The sequence below is a fragment of the Bradyrhizobium sp. SZCCT0148 genome (genome assembly GCF_018129985.1).
GTDB lineage: Bacteria > Pseudomonadota > Alphaproteobacteria > Rhizobiales > Xanthobacteraceae > Bradyrhizobium > Bradyrhizobium japonicum_H.
Genome location: NZ_JAFCKT010000006.1, coordinates 39,518 through 61,242, shown reverse-complemented (window position 1 = coordinate 61,242; position 21,725 = coordinate 39,518). Strand labels below are relative to the sequence as shown.

Annotated in this window: 21 protein-coding genes; 17 read left to right on the top strand and 4 right to left on the bottom strand. The window is 63.3% G+C overall.

Translation table 11 applies throughout. From position 1 onward, the window contains the following. Positions 1-6: 6 nt before the first annotated feature. The 3 genes from JQ580_RS19480 to JQ580_RS19470 form a co-directional block, all read right to left on the bottom strand. Positions 7-969 carry an ABC transporter permease gene (locus JQ580_RS19480; RefSeq protein WP_212281847.1) on the bottom strand — a complete coding sequence of 321 codons (963 nt, stop codon included), beginning with the start codon at positions 967-969 and terminating at the stop codon, positions 7-9. A gap of 1 nt (position 970) precedes the next feature. Beyond that, on the bottom strand, positions 971-1,951 hold the full coding sequence (locus tag JQ580_RS19475; protein WP_212281846.1) for an ABC transporter permease: 981 nt from the start codon (positions 1,949-1,951) through the stop codon (positions 971-973). A 115-nt stretch (positions 1,952-2,066) separates the two neighbouring features. Further along, on the bottom strand, positions 2,067-3,665 hold the full coding sequence (locus JQ580_RS19470) for an ABC transporter substrate-binding protein (protein WP_212281845.1): 1,599 nt from the start codon (positions 3,663-3,665) through the stop codon (positions 2,067-2,069). A gap of 389 nt (positions 3,666-4,054) precedes the next feature. On the opposite strand from JQ580_RS19470, the gene JQ580_RS19465 reads away from it, so the two are divergent. The 6 genes from JQ580_RS19465 to JQ580_RS19440 all read left to right on the top strand — a co-directional run bounded on the left by JQ580_RS19465 (position 4,055) and on the right by JQ580_RS19440 (position 11,867). Next, positions 4,055-4,312, top strand: coding sequence for a DUF6489 family protein (locus tag JQ580_RS19465; protein WP_212281844.1), 258 nt, complete (start codon positions 4,055-4,057; stop codon positions 4,310-4,312). Further along, entirely contained in the window at positions 4,312-5,112 is an 801-nt protein-coding gene (locus JQ580_RS19460; RefSeq protein ID WP_212281843.1) for an esterase/lipase family protein, read from the top strand. The genes JQ580_RS19465 and JQ580_RS19460 overlap by 1 nt, the downstream gene beginning before the upstream one ends. Before the next feature lie 46 nt (positions 5,113-5,158). Beyond that, on the top strand, positions 5,159-6,709 hold the full coding sequence (locus JQ580_RS19455; protein ID WP_212281842.1) for a WS/DGAT/MGAT family O-acyltransferase: 1,551 nt from the start codon (positions 5,159-5,161) through the stop codon (positions 6,707-6,709). Between the two features lie 10 nt (positions 6,710-6,719). Continuing rightward, a complete protein-coding gene (locus JQ580_RS19450) occupies positions 6,720-7,715 on the top strand; it encodes an alpha/beta fold hydrolase (RefSeq protein WP_212281841.1) in 996 nt (331 codons plus the stop codon). A 114-nt stretch (positions 7,716-7,829) separates the two neighbouring features. Then, a complete protein-coding gene (locus JQ580_RS19445; protein ID WP_212281840.1) occupies positions 7,830-11,066 on the top strand; it encodes a bifunctional cytochrome P450/NADPH--P450 reductase in 3,237 nt (1,078 codons plus the stop codon). A 126-nt stretch (positions 11,067-11,192) separates the two neighbouring features. Continuing rightward, positions 11,193-11,867 carry a spermidine synthase gene (locus JQ580_RS19440; RefSeq protein ID WP_212281839.1) on the top strand — a complete coding sequence of 225 codons (675 nt, stop codon included), beginning with the start codon at positions 11,193-11,195 and terminating at the stop codon, positions 11,865-11,867. A gap of 67 nt (positions 11,868-11,934) precedes the next feature. Here the strand turns inward: JQ580_RS19440 and JQ580_RS19435 are convergent, their stop codons facing one another. Further along, positions 11,935-12,849, bottom strand: coding sequence for an alpha/beta fold hydrolase (locus tag JQ580_RS19435; protein ID WP_212281838.1), 915 nt, complete (start codon positions 12,847-12,849; stop codon positions 11,935-11,937). A gap of 163 nt (positions 12,850-13,012) precedes the next feature. Here JQ580_RS19435 and JQ580_RS19430 point away from each other — a divergent pair, with 163 nt between their 5' ends. From JQ580_RS19430 to paaD, 11 genes are all read left to right on the top strand, one after another. After that, positions 13,013-13,396 carry a hypothetical protein gene (locus JQ580_RS19430; protein WP_212281837.1) on the top strand — a complete coding sequence of 128 codons (384 nt, stop codon included), beginning with the start codon at positions 13,013-13,015 and terminating at the stop codon, positions 13,394-13,396. Next, complete coding sequence (locus tag JQ580_RS19425) at positions 13,393-14,475, top strand: PHA/PHB synthase family protein (RefSeq protein ID WP_212281836.1); 1,083 nt, start codon at positions 13,393-13,395, stop codon at positions 14,473-14,475. Before JQ580_RS19430 ends, JQ580_RS19425 begins: the two co-directional genes overlap by 4 nt. Then, a complete protein-coding gene (locus JQ580_RS19420; protein ID WP_211382739.1) occupies positions 14,472-15,065 on the top strand; it encodes a GNAT family N-acetyltransferase in 594 nt (197 codons plus the stop codon). Before JQ580_RS19425 ends, JQ580_RS19420 begins: the two co-directional genes overlap by 4 nt. Before the next feature lie 187 nt (positions 15,066-15,252). Then, positions 15,253-15,708: a phasin gene (locus tag JQ580_RS19415; protein WP_212281834.1), complete on the top strand. Its 456-nt coding sequence runs from the start codon at positions 15,253-15,255 to the stop codon at positions 15,706-15,708. Between the two features lie 173 nt (positions 15,709-15,881). After that, positions 15,882-17,168, top strand: coding sequence for a DUF445 domain-containing protein (locus tag JQ580_RS19410; RefSeq protein WP_212281832.1), 1,287 nt, complete (start codon positions 15,882-15,884; stop codon positions 17,166-17,168). Between the two features lie 188 nt (positions 17,169-17,356). Then, a complete protein-coding gene (locus JQ580_RS19405; RefSeq protein WP_212281830.1) occupies positions 17,357-18,127 on the top strand; it encodes an esterase/lipase family protein in 771 nt (256 codons plus the stop codon). 93 nt (positions 18,128-18,220) lie between these two features. Continuing rightward, entirely contained in the window at positions 18,221-19,087 is an 867-nt protein-coding gene (gene paaX / locus JQ580_RS19400; protein WP_212281828.1) for a phenylacetic acid degradation operon negative regulatory protein PaaX, read from the top strand. A 74-nt stretch (positions 19,088-19,161) separates the two neighbouring features. Further along, the gene (gene paaA, locus JQ580_RS19395; RefSeq protein WP_212281826.1) at positions 19,162-20,154 is read left to right on the top strand and encodes a 1,2-phenylacetyl-CoA epoxidase subunit PaaA; all 993 of its coding nucleotides are present in this window, start codon (positions 19,162-19,164) and stop codon (positions 20,152-20,154) included. 10 nt (positions 20,155-20,164) lie between these two features. Then, entirely contained in the window at positions 20,165-20,452 is a 288-nt protein-coding gene (paaB, locus tag JQ580_RS19390) for a 1,2-phenylacetyl-CoA epoxidase subunit PaaB (protein ID WP_212281824.1), read from the top strand. Next, positions 20,452-21,228, top strand: a complete 777-nt coding sequence (gene paaC, locus JQ580_RS19385) for a 1,2-phenylacetyl-CoA epoxidase subunit PaaC (protein WP_212281822.1) — start codon at positions 20,452-20,454, stop codon at positions 21,226-21,228. Before paaB ends, paaC begins: the two co-directional genes overlap by 1 nt. Continuing rightward, positions 21,222-21,725, top strand: a complete 504-nt coding sequence (paaD, locus tag JQ580_RS19380; protein WP_212281813.1) for a 1,2-phenylacetyl-CoA epoxidase subunit PaaD — start codon at positions 21,222-21,224, stop codon at positions 21,723-21,725. Before paaC ends, paaD begins: the two co-directional genes overlap by 7 nt.

The window sequence follows — 21,725 nt, the reverse complement described above, 5'->3', positions numbered from 1 at the left end:
GCACGCTCATCGGAGTTTGGGGTTCAGCGCGTCGCGCAGCCAATCGCCGAGCAGGTTGATCGACAGGATCAGGGCTGCCAGCGCGATTCCTGGAAATGCGACGATCCACCACTCGCCCGCGAACAGATAGCCGTTGCCGATACGGATCAGCGTGCCGAGCGAGGGCATGGTCTCGGGCATGCCCGAACCGAGGAAGGATAGCGTCGCCTCGGTGATGATGGCGAGCGCGAGATTGATGGTGGCGATCACCAGGATCGGTCCCGTCGTGTTCGGGAGCACGTGGCGCAGCATGATCACGGGGGCCGGCAGGCCGATCAATTGCGCGGCCGCCACGTAGTCCTTGTTCTTCTCGACCAGGACCGAGCCGCGGACCGTGCGTGCATACTGGACCCAGAAGCTCAGGCCGATCGCGAACACCAGGACCGCCAGCATGCTGGTTTCGTCCAGCTTGTTGCCGAAGACAGATTTGGCGACGCCGTTGATCAAGAGCGCGATCAGGATGGCCGGGAATGACAGCTGCACGTCGGCGATGCGCATGATCAGCCCGTCGATGGCTCCGCCGAAATAGCCGGCCGTCAGCCCGAGCAGGATGCCGAGCGCGCCGGAAAGGACGACGCCGAGCACGCCGACCAGCAGCGAGATGCGCAGGCCGTAGAGGATCGCAGACAGCACGTCGCGGCCCTGCTCGTCGGTGCCGAGCAGGAACGGGCTCTGGCCGTCAGCAGTCCAGAGCGGCGAGATGCGCGAATTCATCAGCTGTAGCTGCGCCGGATCGAATGGATTCTGCACCGACAACAGGGGGGCGAAGATCGCGACCAGGAAGAACAGCAGCGTCACGCCGGCGGCGATCATGGTGATCCTGGAGCGGCGGAACGAATAGAAAAGGTCGCCGTCAAGCGTGCGTCTAAACCAGCCCGGGGCGGCCGCATTGGGCTTTCCGGTCGTGTGCGGAACGACGGCTTCGCTCATCTCAATGCGCCCGGCTGACCGTCGAGCGCAGTCGCGGATCGACGATGGTGTAGAGGATATCAACCACGAGATTGATGGTGACGAAGATCAGGGACACCATCATCAGATAGGCCGCCATGATCGGGATGTCGACATTCTGAACGGCCTGCACGAACAGGAGCCCCATGCCCGGCCACTGGAAGACGGTCTCGGTGATGATGGCGAAGGCGATGACCGAGCCGAATTGCAGGCCGGCGACGGTGATGACCGGAACCATCGTGTTGCGAAGCGCATGGCCGAAATGGATGGCGCGTGTGGTCAACCCGCGCGCGCGGGCGAAGCGGATGTAGTCCGTCCGCATTACCTCCAGCATCTCCGCGCGCACCAGCCGCATGATCAGGGTCATTTGGAACAGGCCGAGCGTGATCGACGGCATGATCAATGCCTTCAGGCCCGACAGCGTCAGCAGCCCCGTCGTCCACCACCCAATATGCACGACGTCGCCGCGACCGAACGAGGGCAGCCAGCCGAGTGTCACCGAGAACAGATAGATCATCAGGATGCCGATCAGGAAGGTCGGCAACGAGATGCCGATCAGTGACACGGCCTGAAACAGGTGCGACAGCCAGCTGTCACGGCGCAGGGCGGAATAGACGCCCATCAGGATGCCGCTGACCATCGCGAAGATGGTGGCGCAGATCGCAAGCTCCAGCGTCGCCGGCATCCGCTCCATCAGCAGGTTGGCGACGGGCAGGCGGAACTGGTAGGATACGCCGAACTTGAACTGCGCGGCATTGCCGATGTAGCGGCCGAACTGCACGATCACGGGATCGTCGAGACCGAGGGATTTGCGGATCGCGGCACGTTCCGCGCCCGACGTGTCCATCCCGACCATCTGGTTCACGGGATCGCCGGCGAAGCGGAACATCGAGAAGGAGATGATCCCGACAGCAATCATGACGCCAATGGCCTGGATGGCCCGGCGCAGTGTGAAAGCGAGCATCTGTTCCTTTCACATCTCTTCAGTAGCACGCATCATCGCGTTAACCCGAAACAGCAAGTCCCGGAAGCCAGGATCCGTACGTGATGGCTTCCGGGACTTCACAACTTGTCGATACCTACTCGCCCTCCTTGGTCGCCCAATACAACATCACCATGTTGTCCGCGCGCTGGGTCAGCTTGACTTTCTTTGAGACACCCCAGGCGAGCGCCTGCTGGTGCAGCGGTACATAGGCCCAGTCCTTCATTGAGACTTCGAATGCCTGCTTGATCAACTCATTGCGCTTGGTCGCATCGGGTTCCACGAGAACCTTGTCGGCGAGCTCGTCGAACTGATTGTTGCAATAGCCTGCGAGATTGGCTTCGCCGCGGTTCGGATCCTTGGGATCGTCCCTGCAACCCATGATGTCGTGCAGCACATTCTGGGAGTCGAGCGTATCCGGGGTCCAGCCCAGCATGAACAGCGAGGTCTTGTAGCCGCCGGGCTTCAGCACCTTGGCGAAATACTGGGCCTTCGGCTGCGCCAGCAGGTCGACCTTGATGTTGATGCGGGCGAGCATGCCGACGATCGCCTGACAGATCGCTGCGTCATTGACATAGCGATCGTTCGGGCAGTCCATCGTCACCTCGAAGCCCTCGGCATAGCCGGCGTCGGCAAGGAGCTTCTTGGCGGCGTCAGGATCGAACTTCGGCCTGGTGAAATCCTTCGAGGCAAAGATCTCCGGTGCAACCATCAAGGCGGACGGAGTGGACAGTCCGCGCATGACGCGATTCTTGATCAGCTCGATATCGATGGCACGGTAGACGGCTTCGCGGACGCGAACGTCCTTGAACGGATTCTTACCCTTGACGTTGGAGTAGAGCAGCTCGTCACGCAGCTGATCCATACCGACGAAGATGGTGCGCAGTTCAGGTCCCGTCAGCACGGTGGCGTTCGGGCTCGCTTTGACGCGCTCGATGTCCTGCACGGGAACCGGCTCGATCACGTCGACTTCGCCGGACAACAGGGCCGCAACACGCGTGGCCGGGTTGGCAATCGGCGTGAAGACGATCTCCTTCAGATTATGTTCCGGCTTGCGCCACCAATTCGGGTTTGGCTTGAAGACGGTCTTCACGCCCGGTTGATGGCTCTCGATCATGAAGGCGCCGGTGCCGTTTTCATGAAGCGAGGCGTAGCTCGGGGTTGTGGCGGCTGCAGGGGTCGGTGCCACTGCATCGTTCGCCTCTGCCCATTTCTTGTCCATGATGTACCAGGTCGCCCACAGTGCCGTCAGGATCGGATTGGGCGAGCTCAGGACGAAATCGACGGTGTAATCGTCGACCTTGATGACCTTGGCGTCGGCCGGAACCCGGCTCTGGAAATTCGAGCCTTTGGCCCGCACACGTTCGGCCGAGAACACCACGTCATCGGCAGTGAAGGGGTCTCCGTTGTGGAATTTCACGCCCTTCCTCAGATGAAAGCGCCAGCGCGTCGGCTCCGGCGTCTCCCAGCTTTCCGCGAGCGCCGGGATGATCTTCAGGTCCTTGCCGCGGGCAACCAGGCCCTCATAGACATGGCCGAGATGCGCACTGGTGGTCGACTCGTTCAGCGTGTAGGGATCGAGCGATTTAAGCTCACCCTGGTTGGCATAGCGCAGCGTCTGGCTCGACGCCGGCGAGACCGTCAACGCAAGCGCACCGGCGAGCGTCGCCGCAAACAGACTTCGTCCGACTGACATTCTTGACCCTCTCCACTCGCCCGCACCGTCATTCTTGATTGTTCGGCGGGGTTTATCGATCCATGTTGCCCAGAGTTCTCGACCCGTGCAAGCGCCATTCCAGCAAGGAACGCGCCAAGTTGCACCGCTGTGCAGCAATGCTGACCGACAAATTAGGGGTGAGAGGCATAAGGGCGAAATTCGACTTTCGGCCTGTGAAGTCTCCGGGAATAAACGCGGAAACAACCCCGCAGGCCGCCTGGCGGAGTGCTGATGCGGCGGGACGAGTTGATTGACCATATCCGCCGATAGCGGAAGCCGGCGTCCGGCCCTGGTCTCAGGTCGCTTGCGTCGCACGCCATGTCGCGGTGATACTGTGTGACGCCGTTCGAATCTCTTCCGGAGGGGACATGAAAGTTAATATTGAGATCGACTGCACCCCCCTCGAGGCTCGCCAGTTCTTCGGACTGCCCGACGTGATGCCGATGCAGACCGCGGTGATGGACAAGCTGCAGCAGCAGATGATGTCCAATATCGACAAGGTCTCTCCGGAATCGCTGATCCAGAGCTGGTTCACCTTCGATCCCAAGATCGCCGAGCGGTTTCAGGACATGTTCGTGACGATGGCGGGCCTTGGCGGCACGCGCAACAGCGACAAGAAGAAATAATGCCGTCCGGGCCGAAGGGGCCGCAGGCGTCGGGCGGGCTTCGTCCGCCGGGCCTTGCCCTGTTGCTCGCTGAAGCGCGCGGCCTGTTCGAATTCAATGCGAGCCTGCTGCTTTCGCCGGTCCTGATGCGCGCGCCCAGGGGCGACGGTCATGCGGTGCTGGCGCTACCGGGCTTTCTCGCCAGTGACCTCTCGATGGCGCCGATGCGGCGCTATCTCGGCGCGCTCGGCTATCAGGCACATGCCTGGCGGATGGGCCGCAATCTCGGCGGTCTCGGCCGGATGCGGGAGTCGCTGCGCGCGCGTCTGGCCGAAATCCATGCTGCGAGCGGACGCAAGGTCAGTCTGGTGGGATGGAGCCTCGGTGGCGTCTATGCCCGCGATCTCGCGCTCCAGGCGCCCGACATGGTCCGTAATGTCGTCACGCTCGGCAGCCCGTTTGCCAACGACGTGCGGGCGACCAACGCCACGCGGCTCTACGAGGCGCTGTCCGGCGAGCGGGTCGAGGATTTCGCCGAACTGCGCGAGGCGATCGCCGGCGATCTGCCGGTGCCGGCGACATCGATCTATTCGCGGGCCGACGGTGTCGTGAACTGGCGGACCTGCCTGCTGCGTCCGTCAGACCGCGCCGAGAACATCGAAATTCACTTGGCGAGCCATCTTGGGCTCGGCGTCAACCCCGCGGCGCTGTGGGCCGTGGCCGATCGCCTGGCGCAACCGGAAGGGGAATTCTCGCCATTTGACCGGACAGGGCCGTTTGCCATTGCATATGCCCCGCCGGAACAGGCAATATCGGCCTGACGAGAAGCGCCGGCAAGGCGCCCGTCGATTGCTGCGGGAGGGAACCATGGCTGACGGTAAGAAGCTGTCGTCGCTGGACGCGTCGTTTCTCTATTTGGAAACGCCGGAGATGCCGATGCATGTCGGGAGCATGGCGATCTTTCGCCTGCCCGATGACTACAAGGGCGACTTCTTCGAAGACTTCAAGGCGATGATCGTCTCGCGCCTGCACATCGCGCCGATCCTCAAAGCGCGCCTGGAGAAGGCGCCGCTCGACATCGATCATCCCTCCTGGGTCGAGGACGATCAGTTCGACATCGACCGCCATATCTTCCGGGCCAGCCTGCCGCAGCCACGCGACCGCGCCACGCTCGAGCGCATCGTCGGCTGGATGCACGCCAAGTTGTTGAACCGCGCGCGCCCGCTTTGGGAATTCTACGTGTTTGAGGGCATGAAGGACAACGAGGTCGGGCTCTATTCCAAGATGCACCACGCCGCCATCGACGGCGGCGCCGGCGCGGCACTCACCAATATGATCTACGATATCTCGCCGATCCCGCGAAAGGTCGAGCCGCCGGCGGCAGGCACCAAGTCGGGACAGGAACCGCGGGACATCGCCGCCAATCTGCTTGATTCCTATCAGCAGCTCTTCACCCAGCCGCTCGACGCGTCGGCGGCCGCGAAGAACCTGCAACTGCCGCGCACCGGCAAGAGCGACATCGGCTCGATCCTGTTCGATAACGCGATGTACCAGATCGAGAGCGCGGTGCGCTTCGCCGGCAACATCCCGACCGTGCTCAAGAGCGTATCCGACGTGCTCGGCAAGGTCGCCGATCCCAAATCGCGCGAGAGCCTCGCCAGCATGGTGTCGCCGCCGACCATGCTCAACAAGACCATCTCCTCGGAGCGAAGTTTTGCCGGCGTGTCGATTCCGCTGTCGCGGGCGAAGGCGCTGGCCAAGCAGGCCGGTGGCAAACTCAACGATGTCGTGCTGGCGCTCGCCTCCGGCGTGGTCCGGCGCTACCTGCTGCAATATGGCACGCTGCCGGCGAAATCGCTGACGGCGGCGGTTCCGATCTCGCTGCGCGAGGAGGGCAACACCGAGGCCAACAACCAGGTGTTCGGCATGATCTGCGCGATCGCGACCAACATCGACGATCCCAAGGCGCGGCTGGAGGCCATCATCGCGCAATCGACCAAGTCCAAGGAGATGTCGCATCCGCTGCGCGCGCTGATGCCCCAGGTCTCCAACATCTCGATGCTGGGCGCGCCGATGATGGTGCAGATCCTGGCGCTGCTCTACAGCCGCTCGAACCTGTCGGACGTGCTGCCGCCGGCCGCCAACATCACCGTGTCCAACGTGCCGGGGCCGCGCCAGACGCTTTATGCGGCCGGCGCGGAGCTATTGCACATCTTCCCGGTGTCGATCTCGACGCACGGGCAGGCGCTCAACATCACCGTGCAGAGCTACCGCGACCAGCTCGATTTCGGCTTCATCGTCGGCGCCAACATCATTCCGCATGTGCAGGTGATGTGCGACATGCTGCCGGAAGAGTTTGCCGCGCTGGAGGCGGCCTACGCCCCGCCGGTGGCGGATATCAAGGGCGCTGCCGAATAGGAATGTCTCAATGATCGAAATGCCGCCGCTCAAGTTCGCGACGACGAACGGAATCCGCATGGGCTATTACGAGGCAGGCCCGGCAGACGACAAGCCTCCGGTCGTGCTGTGTCACGGCTGGCCCGAGCTCGCTTTCTCCTGGCGCCACCAGATCAAGGCGCTGAGCGAGGCCGGCATTCGCGTGATCGCGCCGGACCAGCGCGGCTATGGCGCGACCGACCGGCCCGAGGCGGTCGAAGATTACGACATGGAGCATCTGACCGGCGATCTCGTCGGGCTGCTCGACCATCTCGGGATCGACAAGGCGATCTTCGTCGGCCACGACTGGGGCGGCTTCGTGGTCTGGCAGATGCCGCTGCGGCACCCCTCGCGCGTCGCCGGTGTCGTCGGCGTCAATACTCCGCATTGGGACCGCGCGCCGATCGACCCCATTGCGCTTTTCCGCCAGCGCTTCGGCGACCAGATGTACATCGTGCAGTTCCAGGATCCGGCGCGCGAGCCGGACAGGATCTTCGGCAGCCGCGTCGAGCAGACCTTCGACGCCTTCATGCGCAAGCCGATGCCGCGGCCGGCGGCGAAGCCGGACGAACCGCCGATTGCAGGCATCGGCGCTTCGTCCAAGACCAATCTCGCCTTCCCGCAGATGATCGCGGCCTATGACGCCAAAGTCGATCCGCGCACGCCGATCCTGTCGGCCGACGAGAAGAAGGTGTTCGTCGATACGTTCACGAAGACCGGCTTCACCGGCGGCATCAACTGGTATCGCAACTTCACCCGCAACTGGGAGCGCGCGAAGGGGCTGGATCATCACATCCATGTGCCGTCGTTGATGATCATGGCGGAGAACGATGCCGTGCTGCCGCCGTCGGCGGCCGACGGCATGGAGAAGCTGATCGACGATCTCGAGAAGTATCTGGTAAAGGACAGCGGCCATTGGACGCAGCAGGAGAAGCCGGAAGAGGTCAGCGCCAAGCTGATCGAATGGCGTAGAAGGCGTTTTGGCTAACCGTCATTGCGAGGAGCTAAGCGACGAAGCTTTCCAGACGGCCTCCGCGGAAAGATCCCGGATTGCTTTGCTTCGCTCGCAATGACGACATTGAGGCAGGGGGACTACATTTCGATGTCATCCAAGAACCGTCTGGACCCGATCCCGCATCCGCCGACCAAGCCGGTGGTCGGCAACATGCTGTCGCTGGATTCGGCCGCACCCGTGCAACATTTGACGCGGCTCGCCAAGGAACTGGGTCCGATCTTCTGGCTCGACATGATGGGTTCTCCGATCGTCGTCGTCTCCGGACACGATCTGGTCGACGAGCTCTCCGACGAAAAGCGCTTCGACAAGACGGTGCGCGGCGCGCTGCGGCGTGTGCGTGCGGTCGGCGGCGACGGCCTGTTTACCGCGGATACCAGGGAGCCGAACTGGAGCAAGGCGCACAACATCCTGCTACAGCCGTTCGGCAACCGCGCCATGCAGTCTTATCATCCCAGCATGGTCGATATCGCCGAGCAGCTCGTCCAGAAATGGGAGCGGCTCAACGCCGACGACGAAATCGACGTCGTCCATGATATGACGGCGCTGACGCTGGACACGATCGGTCTATGCGGTTTCGACTACCGCTTCAATTCCTTCTACCGCAGCGACTATCACCCCTACGTCGAGTCGCTGGTGCGCTCGCTCGAAACCATCATGATGACTCGCGGCCTGCCGTTCGAGCAGATCTGGATGCAGAAGCGGCGCAAGACCCTCGTCGAAGACGTCGCTTTCATGAACAAGATGGTCGACGAGATCATCGCCGAGCGTCGCAAGAGCGCAGAGGCGATCGACGACAAGAAGGACATGCTGGCGGCGATGATGACCGGCGTCGACCGCGCGACCGGCGAGCAGCTCGACGACGTCAACATCCGCTACCAGATCAACACCTTCCTGATCGCGGGCCACGAGACCACCAGCGGGCTGTTGTCCTACACGCTCTATGCGCTGCTCAAGCATCCGGAGATCCTCAAAAAGGCCTATGACGAGGTCGATCGTGTCTTCGGCCCCGATGTCAACGCCAGGCCGACCTACCAGCAGGTCACGCAGCTGACCTACATCACGCAGATTCTGAAGGAGGCGCTGCGGCTCTGGCCGCCGGCGCCGGCCTACGGCATCTCGCCGCTGAACGACGAGACGCTCGGTGGCGGCAAGTACAAGCTCCGGAAGGGAACCTTCACCACCATCCTGGTGACGGCGCTGCATCGGGATCCCAGCGTGTGGGGGCCCAATCCGGATGCGTTCGATCCCGAGAATTTCAGCCGCGAGGCGGAAGCCAAGCGGCCGGTCAATGCCTGGAAGCCGTTCGGCAATGGTCAGCGCGCCTGCATCGGCCGCGGCTTTGCCATGCACGAGGCGGCGCTGGCGCTCGGCATGATCCTGCAGCGCTTCAAGCTGATCGACCATCAGCGCTATCAGATGCATTTGAAGGAAACGCTGACGATGAAGCCGGAAGGCTTCAAGATCAAGGTCCGTCCGCGCGCCGATCGCGAGCGCGGAACCTATGGCGGGCCGATTGTAGCATCAAGTTCAGCGCCGAAGGCGCCGCGCCAGCCGACGGCGCGGCCCGGCCACAACACGCCGATGCTGGTGCTCTACGGCTCCAATCTCGGCACGGCGGAAGAGCTCGCAACGCGCATGGCCGATCTCGCCGAGATCAACGGCTTTGCCGTGCATCTCGGGCCGCTCGACGATTACGTCGGCAAGCTGCCGCAGGAGGGCGGCGTGCTGATCATCTGCGCCTCCTACAACGGCGCGCCGCCGGACAATGCGACGCAGTTCGTCAAGTGGCTCGGCAGCGACTTGCCGAAGGACGCCTTTGCCGGCGTGCGCTACGCCGTGTTCGGCTGCGGCAACAGCGACTGGGCTGCGACCTATCAATCGGTGCCGCGCCTGATCGACGAGCAGTTGTCGGCGCATGGCGCGCGCGCGGTCTATCCGCGCGGCGAGGGCGACGCGCGCAGCGATCTGGACGGCCAGTTCCAGAAATGGTTCCCGGCGGCCGCGCAGGTCGCGACCAAGGAATTCGGTATCGACTGGAATTTCACCCGCACAGCCGAGGACGACCCGCTCTATGCGATCGAGCCGGTAGCGTCGACCGCTGTCAACACCATCGTGGCGCAAGGCGGTGCGGTCGCGATGAAGGTGCTCGCCAACGACGAACTCCAGAACAAGGCCGGGTCCCATCCGTCGGAGCGTTCGACGCGCCATATCGAGGTGCAGCTGCCGTCCAACGTCAGCTACCGGGTCGGTGATCACCTCAGCGTCGTCCCCCGCAACGATCCGACGCTGGTGGATTCAGTCGCCCGCCGCTTCGGCTTCCTGCCGGCCGACCAGATCAGGCTGCAGGTTGCCGAGGGCCGCCGCGCACAGCTGCCGGTGGGAGATGCGGTGTCAGTCGGCCGCCTGCTCAGCGAGTTCGTCGAGCTGCAGCAGGTTGCGACGCGCAAGCAGATCCAGATCATGGCAGATCATACGCGCTGCCCGGTCACCAAGCCGAAGCTGCTGGGCTTCGTCGGCGAAGAGCCTGAGACGCTCGAGCGTTACCGCAGCGAAATCCTGGCCAGACGCAAATCGGTATTCGATTTGCTGCTGGAGCATCCCGCCTGCGAATTGCCGTTCCACGCCTATCTCGAAATGCTTTCGCTGCTGGCGCCGCGCTATTACTCGATCTCGTCCTCACCCTCGGTGGATCCGGCGCGCTGCAGCATCACCGTCGGCGTGGTGGAAAGTCCGGCCGCCTCGGGGCGCGGCATCTACAAAGGCATCTGCTCGAACTATCTCGCCAATCGGCGTGTGGGCGATACGATCTACGCCACCGTGCGCGAGACAAAGGCCGGCTTCCGGCTTCCCGACGACCCGTCGGTGCCGATCATCATGATCGGCCCGGGCACCGGCCTTGCGCCATTCCGCGGCTTCCTCCAGGAACGCGCCGCGCGCAAGGCGAAGGGGGCCACCCTCGGACCTGCAATCCTGTTCTTCGGTTGCCGCCATCCCGACCAAGATTTCCTTTATGCGGACGAACTCAAGGCGCTGGCGGCGGGGGGCATCACCGAGCTGTTCACGGCGTTCTCGCGCGCGGAGGGTCCGAAGACCTATGTGCAGCACGTGCTTGCCGCGCAGAAAGACAAGGTCTGGCCGCTGATCGAGCAAGGCGCAATCGTCTATGTCTGCGGCGACGGCGGCAGGATGGAGCCTGACGTGAAGGCGGCACTGGTCGCGATCTATCGCGAGAAGAGCGGCGGCGATGCGGCGGCCGGTGCGCGCTGGATCGAGGAGATGGGCACGACGAACCGCTATGTGCTCGACGTCTGGGCGGGTGGTTAGCCCTGAGCTGTTGGATGGATTACCGAAGCGTATCCACCGCTTCTGGTCCGGCGAAAGTAAAGAGAGAGGTGGGTTACGCCTTCGGCTAACCCACCCTCCGAATTCGGATCGTGCTAAAGCACTTCCATGATTCCCTGGAAAAAAATCGACACCGCCAACATTCCCGGCTCCGACGAAGAGCTTCGCCTGATGCAGCGGGGCAAGGAGTTCTCCATCAAGCTCGGCACCAACGAGCTGATGAACAACCGGCTGTCGGGTTCGGAGGCTGCACTCGCAACGCTCGCGGCGAAGCAGATCGAGAAGGTCGCAAAGCCAGTCGTCCTGATCGGCGGCCTCGGCATGGGCTTTACGCTGCGTGCGGCGTTGACCGTGCTCGGGCCCAAGGCAAAGATCGTGGTCTCGGAGCTGGTGCCCGCGGTGGTCACCTGGGCGCGAGGCCCGATGGCTGAGGTCTTCGGCGATAGCCTCGATGATGCCAGGGTCAGCATCCGCGAGATCGATGTCGGCGAAGTCATCCGTGCCAAGAGCTCGGCCTTCGACGCCATTCTCCTCGACGTTGACAACGGGCCGGAGGGGCTGACCCGGAAGGGCAATGATGCGCTCTACAGCGCGAGCGGGCTCGGCGCAGCGAAGATGGCGCTGCGGCCGGGCGGGGTACTCGCTGTCTGGTCGTCGGGACCCAATTCGGCTTTCAACAACCGTCTCAAGCGCGCCGGCTTTGATGTCAATGAAATCGTGGTCCGCGCCACCGGCAGAGGCGGCGGCGCGCGACACGTGATCTGGATGGCAAAAAAACAGTAGGTTGGGAAAGGCGAGGTGTGCCCGCCATTTTCATGTGGTGGGCACGGCGCGCGAAACGCGCGCCTTCTCAAGCCGCCTGCGCCGCCGCGCCATGCGCGTGCTTGTCGATGGCGTCGATGATCTGCGGCCAGAAGCGCATCGGCAGCGCGTGGCCCATGCCGTCGATCATCAGCAGTTTTGAATTCGGAATAGACGCCGCCGTGTCCTTGCCGCCCTCCGGCCGTACCAGTGGATCGACGGTGCCGTGAATGACGAGTGTCGGCGTCTGCACGGCGTGCAGTCGTTCCTTGCGGCTGCCGGAGGCGAGCACGGCGCGGAGCTGGCGGCCGACGCCGGCCGGATTGAGCCCGCGCGCGAACACGCGCTCGGCGCGTTCGGGGTCGAGCGCTTCCTCCTCCGGGAAATGTCCGGCGCGCAACACTTTCCAGGTCTGGCCGTAGCGGACGATGAACTCCTCCTTGCTGCGCGGCGGCGGTGACATCAGCATGGCGGCGGCCTGGCGCGTCGGCGGCGGCACGCGCGGATTGCCTGTGGTCGACATGATCGATGTCAGTGAGCGGACACGGTGTGGAAACGACAACGTGACCTCCTGCGCGATCATGCCGCCCATGGACGCCCCGACCAGATGCGCCGATCTGATGCCGAGCGCATCCATCAGCCCGACCGTATCTTTCGCCATGTCGATCAGCTTGTAAGTTGCGGCGACGGGAATTCTGAGGAAGCGCAGTTTCAGCAGCTCGAGCGGTGTCAACCGCTTGCCGCCCGTCAGATGGCTCGACTTGCCGATGTCGCGATTGTCGAAGCGGATTACGCGAAAGCCGCGCGCAGCAAGCTGTTCGCAGAACGCATCGTCCCAATGGATCATCTGCGCTCCGAGCCCCATGATCAGCAGCAGCGGTTCCGCATTATCGTTGCCGAAAATCTCGTAGCAGATGTCGATGCCGTTGGCGCGCACGGTCTGAGGCGGCTGATGGATGGTCACGGGCGTTCCCTTCGCTCTTGGTCGGTCGTGTATCGCACGGTTTCACGCCGCAAAGAAGCCATGTGCGCCGCACCGGCCGACCTGCCGGTTGACCGGCACCGCGCAACGGTGTGGTATGGCGGACAAGAAGGGCATCGCAGCTCTCGATTTCAGGAGGACGCCGATGACCGACAAGACCAATGACCCCGTTGCCATGTGGCAGAAGATGGTTGGCGAGATGGAGAAGGGGTTCAACTCCTTTGCCAACCAGGCCATGTCGTCGCCCGAGTTTTCACAGGCGATGAACCGCGCGGGCGGAGTTGCTGCAGGTGCTCAGAAGCAGCTCGGCGAGCTCATGGAGAAATATCTCGTCACGATGAACCTGCCGAGCCGGGAGCAAGTCACGGGTCTTGCGGAACGGCTCCAGTCCGTCGAAGCGCAGATCGGCGAGATCAAATCGATGCTGAGCCAGATGGCGGCAAATTCCGGACTCTCGCAAGGTTTCGACGGAACGCCGCGGCCGCCGCGGACCAGGCGACCGCCCGCCGAGAACGGAGATCCGACATGAATGCGCCGGCAGGACTTGATCTCGCATCCATCCCGGAGCGCATCCAGTCCGAGGTGCAGCGCGCCATCCAGCGCAGCATCAAGGGTGTCGAATATTTCTCGACCTCCGGGCCTTCGCTGGGCTCGACGCCCAAGGACGTGTTGCATTCGCGCGGCACGATGAGCCTCTATCATTACCGGCCGATGTCGGACGAAATCTATCGCATCCCGGTGCTGATCGTGATGGCGACCACCAACCGAGGCTACATTCTCGACCTCGTTCCCGGCCAGAGCTTCATCGAGTTCCTGCTCAAGCGCGGATACGACGTCTACATGCTCGACTGGAGCGCGCCGCGTCCGGAAGAGAAGAGCCTGCGGATGGAGGACTATGTCCTCGACTTCATCCCGGACTGCGTTCGTCGGGTGCAAGCCGATTCCGGCGAGCAGGACGTCTCCGTGATCGGCTATTGCTTCGGCGGCGTGCTGTCGCTGCTCTATGGCGCGATCCACAAGGACGGGCCGATGAAGAATCTGATCTGCTTCACCACGCCGATCGACTTCCGCGAGATGAAGCTATTCTCGAATTTCTCCGACCGTCGCTATTTCGACGTCGACCGCCTCGTCGACAGTGTCGGCAACGTGCCGCCGGAGATGATCCTGTCTTCGTTCGAGATGCTGCGTCCGGCTTCGCGCACCGTAAGCCAAATTCAGCTCTGGGAGAACATCTGGAACGACGAGTTCGTCAAGTCCTACCGCATGTTCGACCGCTGGGCGACCGACACGCTGCCGCTGGCCGGCGAGTATTTTCGCACCATCACCAAAGACCTGATGTGGGACAACAAGCTGTTCAACGACACCATGTTGGTCGGCGGCCGCGCCGCCAAGCTCGAAGATATCAAGGTGCCGTTCCTGCACGCGGTCGCCGAGCACGACCACATCGTGCCGTATGAGGCCGCCAAGCACCTGGTCGCTAAGATTGGATCTGCGGACAAGGAAGAGGTGATGCTGAAGGGCGGTCACGTCTCGCTCGTCGCCGGTGCCAACGCCGTAAAGCGCTTGTGGCCGAAACTGGATTCCTGGCTGGGAAAGAGATCGACATGAGCGAGCAGCGTTCCTATCCGCGCCACGTCAAGACCGACGCCGGCGATATCGAGATTCGCCTGATGTCGCCCGCGGACGAAGCCGCGGTGCTCGCCTTCGGCAAAGGGCTGCCAACCCACGATTTGTTGTTTCTTCCGCGCAACATCAGCGAGCCGAAGGTGCTGTCGGCCTGGGTCAAGGAGATCGAGCGGGGCGCGATCACGAGCCTGCTTGCGGTCAAGGACGGCAAGGTGGTCGGCTGCGGCACGCTGGTGCGCGATCCGCACTCGTGGTCGCCCCATGTCGGCGAGATCCGCATGGTGGTCTCGCTCGACGTTCGCGGGAAGGGGGTGGGTCGGGCGCTGTCGCAGGAGACCTTCGCGCTCGCGCTCGGCGCGGGCCTGGAAAAACTCTCGGTCCAGATGACGGTCGACCAGCAGGCTGCGATCGCCGTTTTCGAGAGCCTCGGCTTCAAGGCAGAAGCGCTGCTGAGGGACCACGTCCGGGACGTCGACGGCAAAACCCACGACATCGTCGTGCTCGGCCACAACATTGCGCAGGTCCAGGCCCAGATGGAGGCGTACGGGCTCCCTGGCGCCGTCCAGCACTAGGTTCGGACCGACCGGGCGACCAGCGAGGCGCCAGATTGCCTCCTGATAAGGCTGTTCACGAAATCGTGATATCGCGGTGCAATATGAATGTTGCAGTGCACCATTAACTATGCCATATAGGAGGTGCCCCGGGCCAATGCGGACGGGGTGAGCCCATAGCTCAAAGCAATGAGGATGGAGAAACCCCATGACCACTGAAACCAACACCGCTTTCGAGGGCTTCAAGGACGCTTTCAAGAACATCCAGAACCTGGAAGTTCCCGAGGTTGCCCGCGAGTTCGTCAAGAAGTCCGCCAACACTGCCAAGGATCGTGCTGCCGAGGTGTTTGCCGGCTCCGAGCGGGTGACCGCCGCCGTCGAGAACGCTGTGACCGAATCCGTCACCGAGGCCGGCAAGATCAGCCGCAACATCCAGCAGGCGCTTTACGACGATGCCCAGGCGTTCTTTGCCGGCATCGACAAGCTCGCGTCCGCCAAGTCGTTCAGCGAGGCCGTCGAGATCCAGTCGAGCCTGCTCCGCTCCCGCGGCGAGGTGTTCGTCTCGCGGGCCAAGGCGACCGCTGACTATGTCGGTCAGCTCGCGGCCAACAGTGCCAAGTCCGCTCAGGACAATTTTGCCAAGGTCTACAACAAGACCGCCTGATCCGGCGCCTGAGTTAATTGAATTTGAGGCCCGCTTCGGCGGGCCTTTTGTTTCTGCACCGCCGCAGCCGTGATTGCGAGCAGCTCTTGCGACGAAGCAATCCAGAGTCTCTCCGTGGAAAGACTCTGGATTGCTTCGCTTCGCTCGCAATCACGGAGTACTGTGATGCAGTCATGAGTTCATCAGCCGCCTTCTCCTTCGACACCCCCGGCGATGCCGAACGCGCCGCCGAGTTACGCCGCGTCAAGGCGCTGGCGACGCTGGTGCTGGCTTCGACGCTCGCGCTGTTCGTCGTTGCGAAATGGCTGCTGCCCGTGCATCCCGTGTTCGGCTTCATCGCGGCCTTTGCGGAAGCGGCGACCATCGGCGGCCTCGCCGATTGGTATGCCGTGGTCGCGCTGTTCAAGCGGCCGCTCGGCCTGCCGATCCCGCATACCGCGATTATCCAGAGCAACCAGGCCCGCATCGCCGACAAGCTTGGCGAGTTCATCCAGGTGCATTTCCTCTCGGCAGAACCCGTCGAGGCCAAGCTGAAGGAAATCGATTTCGGCTCCTTCGTCGCCGACTGGCTGCGCGATCGCAAGCGCAGCGATGATCTGGCGCGCTTCGCGCTCCGTTTGTTGCCGGAAGCCGTCTCGGCGACCGAGAGCTCGGGCCTCATGACCTTCATCATTCGCCGCATGTCTTCGCAACTGCAGGCGATCGATCTTGCGCCGCTTGCGGCCGGCACGCTGCGCGGCTTCGTGGCGGAAGGGCGCCACCAGATTCTGTTCGACGATCTCCTGCGCGTGATGCACGAGACACTGAACCAGACAGAGACGATGGGGATGATCCGCGAGAAGGTGCGCGCGGAGTTGCCGACCCTGCTCAGGCTTTATCGCGCCGACAAGTTTCTGGTGAACAAGATCGTGGCGTCCGCAACCGCCTTCTTCAACGAGGTACGCAGCGATCCCAAGCATCCGTTCCGCGGCGAGTTCGACCGCATGGTGCTGAGCTTCGTCGATCGGCTCGGCACTGACCAGGCCTATATCGACCGGATCGACGGCTTGAAGCGCGACCTGTTGGCGCGGCCGGAGCTCGCCGATCTCGCTCGCACCGTTTGGGCCAACACGCGCTCCTTCATCGAGCGCAGCGCGAGCGGCGAGACACAGGTGCTTCAGCATCATCTTGCCGGAATGTTCGTCGCTGCCGGAGAAGCCCTCGCCGGTGATGTCGAGCTGCGCGGCGAGATCAACAAGGGGCTGGTCGCGGTGCTGCGCAGCTTCGTCGCCGACCAGAAAAGCGGCGTTTCGATATTAATCTCAGATCAGGTCAAGGCGTGGAATATGACGCAGTTGATTTCGCTGATCGAAATCAACATCGGGCGTGACCTGCAATACATCCGCTTCAACGGCTCGCTGATCGGCGGCCTCGCCGGACTAGCGCTCTACTCCGTAGAATTCCTGCTTCGATTGCTGTGACTTTTGCGTCACGGCCGTTAGCATTAACGTGGGAGCCTATTGTCGCCCTGCGACTCTCCCGCTTGAATGTCGGGAACCGGCCGTCTAGCTGATTCATGTTGCGCTGCGGAACGATCCAGAAGCCGGCGTGTTGGAAATTCATCCCCATTTTTGCCGGCTCTCGACCGGCCCTGCTCAGGGAAACAGTGATGACCGCTACTGCCCAGACCCTGCGTGCGCCGTCCAAAACTCTGATGTTTCTGGAGGGGCGTGCGATCCATGAGTTCGGCGCGTTCCTCGGCGCACTGCCGCTGCTGAGTCTTGCGCCGCGTGGCGACGGGCATCCGGTGCTCGTGCTGCCGGGCCTCGTGGCGTCCGACGCCTCCACGCGCGCGCTGCGCACGTTTCTGGGCAGCAAAGGCTACGCGGTGAGTGGCTGGCGCCAGGGCCGCAATTACGGCCTGCGTGACGGTGTGCAGCATGCGATGGTCGATCTGGTCCAGGAGCTCAACGACACCCATGGCCGTACGATCAGCCTTGTCGGCTGGAGCCTTGGTGGCCTCTATGCGCGTCAGCTCGCCAAGATGATGCCGGAGCGCGTGCGTCAGGTGATTACGCTCGGTAGTCCTTTTGCCGGCAATCCCCGCTCGACCAATGCCTGGCGCGTTTACGAATGGGCGAGTGGGCAGAAGTCAGACGAGGTCGATCCCGAGTTCGGCGGCGAACTCGCTGCTCCGCCGCCGGTCCCGACCACGGCGATATTCAGCCGCACCGACGGCGTCTGCGCCTGGCAGGGCTGCATGGAAAAGACGGGCGCGCAGACCGAGAGCATCGAGGTCGAGAGCAGCCATTGCGGCATGGGGCACCATCCGGCCGTAGTCTATGCGGTCGCGGACCGCCTCGCGCAGAAGGAAGGTCAGTGGCGCCCCTTCGACCGCAGCGGCTGGCGCAGCCTGGCGTATCCCGATCCGCATCGGTAGTCGCTTCGCTTTTCCCTGCCCGCAAACGGGGAGAAGAGGCGATGTCGCACCCGTCCATTGTCGCGCCCGCAGCAAACGCGCTATGCCTCGCGCATGGCGCATCCGCTCTCCCGCATCATTGACCAGCTCAAGCGCGAGCCGTCGCGCACCGGCTCGATCGTCATCACCGTGTTCGGCGATGCCATCGTGCCGCGTGGCGGTGTGGTGTGGCTCGGCACGCTGCTGAAGTTCTTCGAGAGTCTGGACATCGACAGCGGCGTCGTTCGCACCGCGATGTCGCGCCTTGCGGCCGATGGCTGGCTGACGCGCGAAAAGGTCGGCCGCAACAGCTTTTATCGGCTGGCCGACAAGGGCCACCAGACGTTCGAGGCTGCCACGCGCCACATCTACGATCCGCCGCCATCCGACTGGACCGGGCGATTCGAACTGCTGCTGATCAGCATTGGCGAGGACCGTGACGCCTCGCGCGAAGCGCTCCGCAACGCCGGCTTCGGCAGCCCGCTGCCGGGCGTGTGGGTCGCACCGTCGGGTGTCCCGGTGCCGGACGAGGCCGCAGGCGCGATCCGTCTCGAAGTCTCGGCGGAGGATGATAGCGGTCGCCGCCTGCTCAGTGCGAGCTGGCCGCTGGAGCGCACGGCGGACGCCTATCTGAAATTCATGAAGACGTTCGAGCCGCTCCGCGCCGCGATCGAACGCGGCACCGATTTGTCCGAGGCCGAGGCCTTCACCGCGCGCATCCTCCTGATCCACCACTACCGCCGGGTCGTGCTGCGCGATCCGCTGCTGCCTGAAAGCCTGTTGCCGGCGGACTGGCCGGGCAGGGCGGCGCGGGAGCTCTGCGGCGAAATCTATCGCGCGCTGCTTCCTTCCTCCGAACAATGGCTTGATGGGCATGGAACCAACAAAGCGGGACCCTTGCCTCCTGCGCGCAAGCTCCTGGAAAGGAGGTTCGGCGGCTGATTTCATGTTACAGAAATATCTTGCATGACTTATTTCTTGTTATATATTGTCTCCCAATAAATGGGAGGATGCGCATGTATACTCAGGCGCTGAACACGGCCGAGACCGATGATCGCGGTCTTGAGGACGCGGCCAAGGCTGCGCAATTCCAGGCCCGGATTGATGCCGAGGAACGCATCGAGCCGAACGACTGGATGCCGGCGGCCTATCGTAAAACGCTCACCCGCCAGATCTCCCAGCACGCCCATTCCGAGATTGTCGGCATGCTGCCGGAGGGCAATTGGATCACTCGTGCGCCGACCCTGCGCCGAAAGGCTGCGCTGCTTGCCAAGGTGCAGGACGAGTGCGGCCACGGGCTCTATCTCTACGCCGCCGCCGAGACGCTCGGCTCGTCGCGCGAAGAGCTGGTCGATGCCATGCTCGCGGGCAAGGCCAAGTATTCCTCGATCTTCAACTATCCGACGCTGACCTGGGCTGACATCGGCACCATCGGCTGGCTGGTCGACGGTGCCGCGATCATGAACCAGATCCCGCTGTGCCGCTGCTCCTACGGCCCCTATGCCCGCGCGATGATCCGGGTGTGCAAGGAGGAATCGTTTCACCAGCGTCAGGGTTACGAGATCATGCTGACGCTGTGTCGCGGCTCGGACGAGCAGAAGGCGATGGCGCAGGATTCGCTGAACCGGTGGTGGTGGCCGGTGCTGATGATGTTCGGCCCGCCCGATGCAACAAGCCAGCACAGCGACACCTCGACCAAGTGGAAGATCAAGCGCTTCTCCAATGACGAGCTGCGCCAGAAGTTCGTCGATGCCACGGTTCCGCAAGCGCAATATCTCGGCCTCACCATTCCCGATCCCGGGATGACTCAGGACGCCGAAGGGCACTGGCGCTACAGCGAGATCGACTGGACCGAATTCAAGCAGGTGCTTGCCGGTAATGGCCCCTGCAATCGCGACCGCATGGCCGCGCGCCGCAAGGCGCACGAGGACGGCGCCTGGGTACGTGAAGCCGCCGCCGCCTATGCGGCGAAGCGCGCGCATCGCCAGACTGCACAAGCTGCGGAATAGGGAGATCGACATGGCCACGCCGAACACGCCGCTGTGGGAAGTTTTCATTCGCAGTCGTAACGGGCTCGCGCACAAGCATGTGGGGTCGCTGCATGCGAGTGACGCCACCATGGCTCTGCAGGCCGCCCGCGACATCTATACTCGCCGCGGCGAGGGTCTCTCGATCTGGGTGGTACCGTCGAGCGCGATCACCGCCAGCGATCCTGCTGAGAAGGGCATGATGTTCGAGCCGGCGGAATCGAAGGTCTACCGGCATCCGACCTTCTACGAGGTGCCCGAGGAAGTGGGGCACATGTGATGGCGACCGCCAACATCGAGGTCTCCGAAACGCCGCTGGTGCTCTACGCGCTGCGCCGTGCCGACGATGCGCTGATCCTCGGCCACCGGCTGTCGGAATGGTGCGGGCATGCGCCGATGCTGGAAGAAGACATGGCGCTTTCCAACATCGCGCTCGATCTGATCGGTCAGGCGCGCGAGCTCTATACCTATGCGAGCAAGGTCGAGGGGAAGGACAACGACGAGGACAAGCTCGCTTATCTGCGCGACGTCAGGCAATATCGCAATTTGCTGCTGGTGGAGCAGCCGAACGGTGATTTTGCCCAGACGCTGGTGCGGCAGTTTTTCTATTCGGCTTTCGCCGACCTTTACTGGCGCGCGATGATGAGTTCGCGCGATGCGACGCTTGCGGCCATTGCCGCCAAGTCGGAGAAGGAGAGCGCCTATCATCTGCGCCACGCCTCGGAGTGGCTCATCCGGCTCGGCGACGGTACCGATGAGAGCCATGCCCGCGCGCAAGCGGCGATCGATCACCTCTGGTCCTTTACCGGCGAGATGTTTGCCGTCGATGACGGCGAGCGCGCGCTGATCCATGCCGGTATCGCCGTCGATCCCGGGCCCTTGCGTGGTCGCTGGTTGCAGACGTTGTCCGATGTCGCCCGCGAGGCCACGCTGATGCTGCCGCAGAACGACTGGATGCAGCAGGGCGGCCGCGCGGGCCGGCACAGCGAGCATCTCGGCCATCTCCTGTCCGAGCTGCAATCGATGCAGCGCACCTTCCCGGGGCTGACATGGTGACGGTGCTCGATGACAATACCGCGCTACGCCAGCGCGCATGGGACGCCGCGGCGAGCGTCGTCGATCCCGAGATTCCGGTGCTGAGCATTGCCGATCTCGGCGTGCTACGCGACGTCGCCCTCGATGGCGATCATGTCGAAGTCGCGATCACGCCGACCTATTCCGGCTGCCCGGCGATGAACATGATCGCGCTGGAGATCGAGCTGGCGCTGGAGCGCGCCGGCTTCCGTGGCTCAAAGGTCCGCACCGTGCTGTCGCCGGCCTGGACCACCGACTGGATGAGCGAGGAGGGCCGGCAGAAGTTGCGCGCCTACGGCATCGCGCCGCCGCAGGCATCGAGCTCCCGCCGGGCGCTGTTCGGCGTCCAGGCTGTCGCCTGCCCGCAATGCGGCTCCGAGAACACCGAGTTGCTGTCCGAATTCGGCTCGACCTCCTGCAAGGCGCTGTGGCGTTGTAAGTCCTGCCGCGAACCCTTCGATTATTTCAAGTGTCATTGA

What these genes read in the sequence shown, in the direction of transcription:
- JQ580_RS19480 (WP_212281847.1), bottom strand. Translation starts at nt 969, where the DNA reads ATGAGCGAAGCCGTCGTTCCGCACACGACCGGAAAGCCCAATGCGGCC.
- JQ580_RS19475 (WP_212281846.1), bottom strand. Translation starts at nt 1,951, where the DNA reads ATGCTCGCTTTCACACTGCGCCGGGCCATCCAGGCCATTGGCGTCATG.
- JQ580_RS19470 (WP_212281845.1), bottom strand. Translation starts at nt 3,665, where the DNA reads ATGTCAGTCGGACGAAGTCTGTTTGCGGCGACGCTCGCCGGTGCGCTT.
- JQ580_RS19465 (WP_212281844.1), top strand. Translation starts at nt 4,055, where the DNA reads ATGAAAGTTAATATTGAGATCGACTGCACCCCCCTCGAGGCTCGCCAG.
- JQ580_RS19460 (WP_212281843.1), top strand. Translation starts at nt 4,312, where the DNA reads ATGCCGTCCGGGCCGAAGGGGCCGCAGGCGTCGGGCGGGCTTCGTCCG.
- JQ580_RS19455 (WP_212281842.1), top strand. Translation starts at nt 5,159, where the DNA reads ATGGCTGACGGTAAGAAGCTGTCGTCGCTGGACGCGTCGTTTCTCTAT.
- JQ580_RS19450 (WP_212281841.1), top strand. Translation starts at nt 6,720, where the DNA reads ATGATCGAAATGCCGCCGCTCAAGTTCGCGACGACGAACGGAATCCGC.
- JQ580_RS19445 (WP_212281840.1), top strand. Translation starts at nt 7,830, where the DNA reads ATGTCATCCAAGAACCGTCTGGACCCGATCCCGCATCCGCCGACCAAG.
- JQ580_RS19440 (WP_212281839.1), top strand. Translation starts at nt 11,193, where the DNA reads ATGATTCCCTGGAAAAAAATCGACACCGCCAACATTCCCGGCTCCGAC.
- JQ580_RS19430 (WP_212281837.1), top strand. Translation starts at nt 13,013, where the DNA reads ATGACCGACAAGACCAATGACCCCGTTGCCATGTGGCAGAAGATGGTT.
- JQ580_RS19425 (WP_212281836.1), top strand. Translation starts at nt 13,393, where the DNA reads ATGAATGCGCCGGCAGGACTTGATCTCGCATCCATCCCGGAGCGCATC.
- JQ580_RS19420 (WP_211382739.1), top strand. Translation starts at nt 14,472, where the DNA reads ATGAGCGAGCAGCGTTCCTATCCGCGCCACGTCAAGACCGACGCCGGC.
- JQ580_RS19415 (WP_212281834.1), top strand. Translation starts at nt 15,253, where the DNA reads ATGACCACTGAAACCAACACCGCTTTCGAGGGCTTCAAGGACGCTTTC.
- JQ580_RS19410 (WP_212281832.1), top strand. Translation starts at nt 15,882, where the DNA reads ATGAGTTCATCAGCCGCCTTCTCCTTCGACACCCCCGGCGATGCCGAA.
- JQ580_RS19405 (WP_212281830.1), top strand. Translation starts at nt 17,357, where the DNA reads ATGACCGCTACTGCCCAGACCCTGCGTGCGCCGTCCAAAACTCTGATG.
- paaX (WP_212281828.1), top strand. Translation starts at nt 18,221, where the DNA reads ATGGCGCATCCGCTCTCCCGCATCATTGACCAGCTCAAGCGCGAGCCG.
- paaA (WP_212281826.1), top strand. Translation starts at nt 19,162, where the DNA reads ATGTATACTCAGGCGCTGAACACGGCCGAGACCGATGATCGCGGTCTT.
- paaB (WP_212281824.1), top strand. Translation starts at nt 20,165, where the DNA reads ATGGCCACGCCGAACACGCCGCTGTGGGAAGTTTTCATTCGCAGTCGT.
- paaC (WP_212281822.1), top strand. Translation starts at nt 20,452, where the DNA reads ATGGCGACCGCCAACATCGAGGTCTCCGAAACGCCGCTGGTGCTCTAC.
- paaD (WP_212281813.1), top strand. Translation starts at nt 21,222, where the DNA reads ATGGTGACGGTGCTCGATGACAATACCGCGCTACGCCAGCGCGCATGG.